This window comes from Streptomyces sp. NPDC005931 (assembly GCF_042871235.1).
Classification (GTDB): domain Bacteria; phylum Actinomycetota; class Actinomycetes; order Streptomycetales; family Streptomycetaceae; genus Streptomyces.
Map to the genome: position 1 here is coordinate 170,794 of NZ_JBIAIG010000014.1, position 6,327 is coordinate 177,120.

At 72.8% G+C, this 6,327-nt stretch carries 5 protein-coding genes; all 5 read right to left on the reverse strand.

Annotation, left to right across the window (positions count from 1 at the left end; translation table 11 throughout):
* Positions 1-9: 9 nt before the first annotated feature.
* Positions 10-1,272: a kynureninase gene (locus ACFYOV_RS27690; RefSeq protein WP_389092024.1), complete on the reverse strand. Its 1,263-nt coding sequence runs from the start codon at positions 1,270-1,272 to the stop codon at positions 10-12.
* A 76-nt stretch (positions 1,273-1,348) separates the two neighbouring features.
* Positions 1,349-2,191, reverse strand: a complete 843-nt coding sequence (locus ACFYOV_RS27695; protein ID WP_389092027.1) for a tryptophan 2,3-dioxygenase — start codon at positions 2,189-2,191, stop codon at positions 1,349-1,351.
* Positions 2,188-3,066, reverse strand: coding sequence for an alpha/beta hydrolase (locus tag ACFYOV_RS27700; RefSeq protein WP_389092029.1), 879 nt, complete (start codon positions 3,064-3,066; stop codon positions 2,188-2,190). Before ACFYOV_RS27700 ends, ACFYOV_RS27695 begins: the two co-directional genes overlap by 4 nt.
* A 36-nt stretch (positions 3,067-3,102) precedes the next feature.
* A complete protein-coding gene (locus ACFYOV_RS27705) occupies positions 3,103-3,735 on the reverse strand; it encodes a DUF6875 domain-containing protein (protein ID WP_389092032.1) in 633 nt (210 codons plus the stop codon).
* Positions 3,736-3,805: 70 nt separating this feature from the next.
* A partial coding sequence (locus ACFYOV_RS27710) for a thioesterase domain-containing protein (RefSeq protein WP_389092034.1) occupies positions 3,806-6,327 on the reverse strand: 2,522 nt, incomplete at its 5' end.

The following is a 6,327-nucleotide window of genomic DNA, read 5'->3' on the forward strand; positions in this document are numbered from 1 at the left end:
AGGAGGTGGTCAGGTCACCCGCGCCAGGCCGGCGGGCCGGGAGGCGTAGGTGCCCTCGGCCACGACCTCGCGGATGCGGGCCAGCGCGTCCCATACGTCGGTGAACCGGGTGTAGAGCGGGGACGGGCCGATCCGCAGCCGGTCCGGGACCCGGTAGTCGCAGACGACCTTCGCGTCCGCGGCAAGCGCCTGGCAGATCCGCCAGGCGTCGGGGTGGTGCAGCGACAGGTGCGCACCGCGCCGCTCCGGCGGGCGGGGCGAGGCCGGCCGGAAACCCAGCGGGGTGAGCCAGGCATCCGCCAGATCGTCGGCCAGCCGGCCCAGCCGCAGCCCCTTCGCCCTGATCCGCGCCACGCCGGCCTCCTCGACCAGGGCGAGGGCCGGATCGATCGCCGCCAGCGACAGCAGCGGCGGCGTGCTCACCAGGAACCGCTCGATGCCCGGCACCGGATCGTAGTCGGGGCCCATCAGGAACTGCTCGCGCTGCCCGAACCAGCCCCACACCGGCTGCCGCAGCCGGGACTGCAGGGCGCGGCACACGTAGAGGAAAGCGGGTGAACCCGGGCCGCCGTTGAGGTATTTGTACGTGCACCCGACGGCGAGCTCCGCACCGGTCGCGGCCAGGTCGACGGGGACGGCTCCGGCGGCGTGCGACAGATCCCACAGGACCCGCGCGCCGACCGCGCGGGCCAGTTCGTTCATCTCCGCCATGTCCAGCAGCGCCCCGCTGCGGTAGGACACCAGCGACAGCACCACCAGAGCGACGTCCCGGTCCAGGGCGGAGCGCAGCACGTCGAGGTCGAGGCCGCCGTCGAGTGCGGAGGGGAGCCGGCGCAGCCGCAGCCCGCGCTGCTCGGCGAGGCCCTGGAGGACGTACCGGTTGGTCGGGAAGTCCTCGGCGTCCATCAGGACCGTGCCGCGCTCCGGAGCCGCGTCCAGGGCGGCGCCGGCCAGCTTGTAGAGGTTGACCGACGTGGAGTCCGAGACCACCACCTCGCCGGGCCCGGCACCGAGTACGTGCTCGGCGAGGCGGTCGCCGAGCCGGGCGCCCCAGTCGATCCAGCCCTCCCACGACCGCACCAGGCCCCCGCCCCAGCCCTCCTCCACCACGGCCCGCAGCACGTCCGGCGTGGCCGCGGGCAGCCGCCCCAGCGAGTTGCCGTCCAGGTAGATCAGCTCCGGATCGGTGATGACGAACCGCTTCCGGAACGGGGCCAGCGGGTCGGCCGCGTCCAGTTCCTCGGCCACCGTGCGCGGGATCCCGCCCTCCATCGGCCCTCCTCGTCTCTCGTGTCGTCGTCTGCCGTGTTCCTGCCGTCTGCGGGGAGGCCGTCACCGGCCGGGCGGGTCAGAGCGTGGAGCGCACCGACCACAGCTCCGGGAAGAAGCGGTGCTCACTGATCCGGGCGAGCCAGGCCACGCCCTCGGTGCCGCCGGTGCCGGGCTTGTCGCCCAGCATCCGTTGCACGGTCACCAGATGGGTGTAACGCCAGCGGGCGAACTGGTCGGCGGTGTCCATCAGCGCTTCGGCCAGCAGATGCAGGTCGTGGTGGTGGACGGGGTCCCGGTAGACCGAGCGCCAGGCCTCCTCGACCTCCGCGCCGCTGCGGTACGGCCGGGTGGTGTCCCGGTCCGGGCAGTCGCCCGGCGTGAGCAGCCCGCGGCGGGCCAGCAGCGCGAGCGCGGCGTCGTACAGGCTCGGCTCGTGGAGCTGGCCGACGACCGCGTCGTGGCCGGCCGTGCTGCGGTGCGGCTCGGTCATCGCGGGGTTCTTGTTGCCGAGCAGGAACTCGAGGCGCCGGTAGCCGGCCGACTGGAAGCCGGAGGCCGTCCCCAGGACGTCCCGGAACTCGGCGAACTCCGCGGGAGACAGTACGGAGAACGTCTCCCACGAGACCAGCAGGACCTGCTGCACCCGCGCGGCGCGACGCAGCGTCCACAGTGCGTCGGCGAGCCGGTCCTCGGCCAACTGGTCCCGCGCGGCGGTGAGTTCGATGTTCAGCAGTTTGAACAGCAGCTCCTTGACCTGGCTCATGATGATGAACCCCGGCTCGGTCCGTGCCGAGCTGAGCGGATGCTGCAGCGCCAGCAGTTCGTCCATCCGCGCGTACTGCGCGTACGGGGTGGTGCCCGGCGGGGATCCGGCGGACAGCGGACACCCGGGGCTCTGGGTGGTCTGCTCGGTGGTCATGTGGTCGTTCCTCCCAGTCGCATCTGCGCAAGGACCGCGTCGCCCAGCCCGGTGCCCCGCGCCCCCAGGTCGTAGGGGAGGTCGAAGTGGTTGCGCCGCTCGGCGACGACCTCCGTCACCGCTGTCCTGGGGCGCAGCGCCGTCACCATCCGGTCGTGCTGGCGGACGTATTCCTCGGTCTCGTTCCCGCCGCGGGCGACCACCACCTCGGGCAGCCGTGCCGGCAGTCGGCCGAGCGGGCTGTTGCGGCGCGCCGCGGCCTCGTCCAGCCGCAGTGCGTCGTTGACGTACGACAGCCGGACCGGCTCCAGGTCGTACATGCCGCTGAGCAGCACCGCCCCGGCGATCCGGCCGGACACGTCCGGGCCGACCGGCGGGTCGGGCAGCAGGGCCATCGCGGCCAGGTGCGCGCCGGCGGAGGTGCCGCACAGATGGAGGCGGTACGGGGCGAACCCGAGCCGGTCCGCGTGCCGCAGCAGCCAGTCCACGGCCCGCCGCACCATTCCCGCCATGGCGTCCAGGCCGACATCCGGTGCCAACGCGTACTCGATCACCGCGACCGCCGCACCGGCGGCCAGCAACGGCGGCGCCGGGAACGCCGATTCGGCGCGGCCCAGCGCCTGCCAGTTCCCGCCGTGCACGAACACCAGCAGCGGCGCCCGCCCCGGGCCGGTGCCGGGGAAGTAGTCGAGCGTCTCCGCCGGGTGCGGGCCGTAGGCGAGAGCGGTCCGCACCGGGTGGTCCCGGCGGGCGGCCTCGCTCAGCCGCTCGTACTCACGGAGGTAGGCGTCCAGGCTCGGCACGCGGGAACTCGGCGAGTACTGCCGGTCCAGCGTGGCCCGGTCCATGCCCCGGTACACGGCGGCGCCGGTCACCGGGTGGCCCCGGGCCGCGGTTCGTCGCGCATACGCTCAGCTCCCCGGCCTGTAGGCGGCACGAGCCCGTTCGTACACCTCGGTCAGCAACGGGTCGATGCCGTGCGCCGAGTTGTGGTAGCGGGCCCCGAAGCGGCGCGCGTACTCCTCGAACCACTCCCGCCGTTCCGCCAGGAACAGCACGTCGTGGATCGCCATCGACCGCACCGCCATCATCGGCACCGGGGCGTAGCTCACCTCGAACGCCGGGTTGCGGGCGGCCTTCTCCCGGCACTTCTCGTGGAACTGGGCGATCATCAGTCCGCGCCGCACGCTCTCCGGTTTCAGCGCGGTGTGCGCCGCGTCCAGCAGGTGCAGGTGCTCGGACGGCAGGTCCGGCAGGACGAGCAGCAGCGAGCGCAGATTCGGGTTGCCGGACCTCCAGTCGACCTCGCTGAACTCGTCCAGGCCACAGCGGACGATCTCGTCGATCAGGGTCTGGCTCGGGGTGGGGCCGACCAGCCTGACCCGGATCTCCAGCGCACCGGCGCGCTGGGCCGGTTCGACGAACGGGCACACCGGGCCGGGGCGTCCGAGCTCGCTGTGCGGTCGGCGGATGTAGTCGCTCAGCCAGCCGTCCACGGCAGCCAAGGCCTTGGCCAGGTCGACGGAGAGCACGTCGGTCAGCATCGTTGTCAGTCCTCGGGTGTCGGTCCTCGCAAAAAGCGGACGGTGGTGCCCGGTGGGCGGCCGGCGAAGGTCACTCGTCGCCGGTGAGTTCCTGGAGCTTGGCCGAGAGGATCCGGCCGATCTCGGTCAGGGTGTCCGAGCGGGTCAGCATCGTCCCGTGCTCGCCGGGGACCACATGGGCCTCGACGGTGCCGCGGACGTACGGCTGCCAGGCCGCGGCGTCGACCGGCGGGTCCTGCTGCTCCGAGCAGGCGATCAGCAGCAGGTCGCCGTCGATCGGGCCGGGCCGGTAGTCGACGGTCAGGTGGGTGTTGTTCGCCGAGATCTCGGTGATCGTCGTGAGCCTGTCCTCCTCCAGGTTGGCCAGCACGCTGCCCTGGCGGCGCAGGATCTCCCGCGCCTTGGCGAAGGTCATCTCCTCGTCGTCGTGGCGGTGGCTGCCGTCATCGACGAGACCGACGTGGTACAGCAGCATCACCCGGTCGTCGGGGGCGGGTACGTCGGCGTGGGTGAGACCCTGCCAGTCGGGGATCACGTCGAGCACCGCGACCAGCGCCACCGGTTCGCCGCGCCGCTGGAACTCCGCGGCCAGGGCGTGCGCGCAGAGCCCGCCGAACGACCAGCCGGCCAAGTGGTACGGCCCGTGCGGCTGCACGGTCTGGATCTGGTCGGCGTAGTCCACCGCCATCTCCTCGATGCTGCCCGGCCGGGGTTCCGGGCGGGCCAGGCTGCGCGCCTGGATGCCGTACAACGGGTACTGCGGTCCCAGGTGTTTGATGAGCGCGCTGTACGACCAGCTGATGCCTCCGCCCGGATGGATGCAGAACAGCGGCGGCCTGCTGCCTCCGGTGCGCAGCGGCAGCACCACCTCGTACGAGCCGTCCGCGTCGTCGACGTCGAGGCGGGCCGCGATCCCGGCGGGTGTCGGCGCCTCGAACAGGCTCCGCAGCCCCAGCTCGACGCCGAAAGCCGCGCGCAGCCGGGCCATCAGCCGGGTGGCCAGCAGCGAGTGCCCGCCCAGGTCGAAGAAGTCCTCGGTCACACCGACCACCGGGCGGCCCAGCACCTCGGCGAACAGCTCGCAGACGACCTGCTCCTGCGGCGTGGCGGGCGCCCGGCCGATGTCGGCGCGCTCGGGGTGGAGCGCGGGCAGCGCGGCACGGTCGAGCTTGCCGTTGGCGGTGAGCGGAAGCCGGTCGAGCGGGACGACGGCGGCGGGGCGCATGTACTCGGGCAGATGACGGCGCAGGTGCTCGCGCACGGCCGTGAGCAGGGCGCCGGTGCCCCGGCCGGTGGCCGGGCTGGTGGTCCAGGACGACAGCGGCGTGCCGGGGCCGGCGGCACCCGTGGGCGCGTAGGCACCGACGGGAACACTGCCCCCGAGCAGTTCGGCCTTGACGTAGGTGACGTCGAGGGCGGCCGGGTCGTGGGCGTTCCAGCTGATCGCGGTCCAGTAGCCATGCTCCTCGCCGAGGCGGTGGAGGTCCTCCGGATCGACGCCGGGCGCGACCCGGTCCTCCGGTGCCGTACCGGATTCGAGCGCGCGCTGTACGGCGAGGTCCGGCGCGATGCGCGTGTGGGGCACACCGGTCACCCGCAGCCGGTCGGGCCGCGCGGTCCGCAGGTGATCGGCGAGGGCGCCCAGGTCGCGGGTCCAGGGCCGGGTGGGGGCGTCGGTGAGGGGCTGGGGTGCGATGCCGGTCTTGTAGAGGGTGACGTCGTAGCGGTAGCGGGTGAGTTCGTTGTGGGCGGTGCCGCGCTTGAGCTGGATGTCGGTGCCCGCGAGGTCGGGGACGTGGTGGGTGAGGGCGGTGAAGTACTCGGGGTCGACGAGGAGTTCCTTCTCCAGGACCAGGCTCTGTTCGACGGCACGGCGGATCGCGGCCGTGTCGGCCGGGTTCTCGGCACGCGCCGTGTGCACACCGGCGGCGAAGGTGCGCAGCAGCCGCGGGTTGCGGACGTCACCGATGAACAGGGCGCCACCGGGCGCGAGCAGACGGAAGGCCTGCTCGACGACCTGTGCCAGGTATCCGGCGTTCGGGAAGTACTGGACGACCGAGTTGAGCACGATCGTGTCGAAGTGGTCCCGCGGAAGCCCGCCGTGCTCGTGCGCGGCCTGCACACGAAGCCTCACCCGCCGGGCCAGCTCGGGATCGGCGTCGACATGGCGCCGCAGCGCCTCCACGACGACCGGGGAGAAGTCGGTGCCCCAGTACTCCTCGCACTCGGGCGCCAGCCGGGCCAGGAGCAGACCGGTGCCCACTCCGATCTCCAGCACGCGGCCGGGCCTGAGTGCCCTGATCCGCTCGACCGTGGCCGCACGCCACTCCCGCATCTCGGGCAGCGGGATCGGCCTGCCGTCGTAACTGCTGTTCCAGCCGGAGAAGTCCTCGCCGAACTCCGAACCGGGCGCGGAGTACAGCGAGTCGTACAGATCCCGCCACTCGCCGATCTGGCTCGGCTCCTCCTCGTCCCTCGCCGTTGCGGCGGTGTCGGGGACGACGTAGGCGACGAGGCGGGTGTCGCCGGGCTGGTCCTCTCGGACGACGACGGCCGCCTGTGCGATGTCCGCGTGGTCGGTCAGGACCTTCT

What these genes read in the sequence shown, in the direction of transcription:
- ACFYOV_RS27695 (WP_389092027.1), bottom strand. Translation starts at nt 2,191, where the DNA reads ATGACCACCGAGCAGACCACCCAGAGCCCCGGGTGTCCGCTGTCCGCC.
- ACFYOV_RS27705 (WP_389092032.1), bottom strand. Translation starts at nt 3,735, where the DNA reads ATGCTGACCGACGTGCTCTCCGTCGACCTGGCCAAGGCCTTGGCTGCC.
- ACFYOV_RS27690 (WP_389092024.1), bottom strand. Translation starts at nt 1,272, where the DNA reads ATGGAGGGCGGGATCCCGCGCACGGTGGCCGAGGAACTGGACGCGGCC.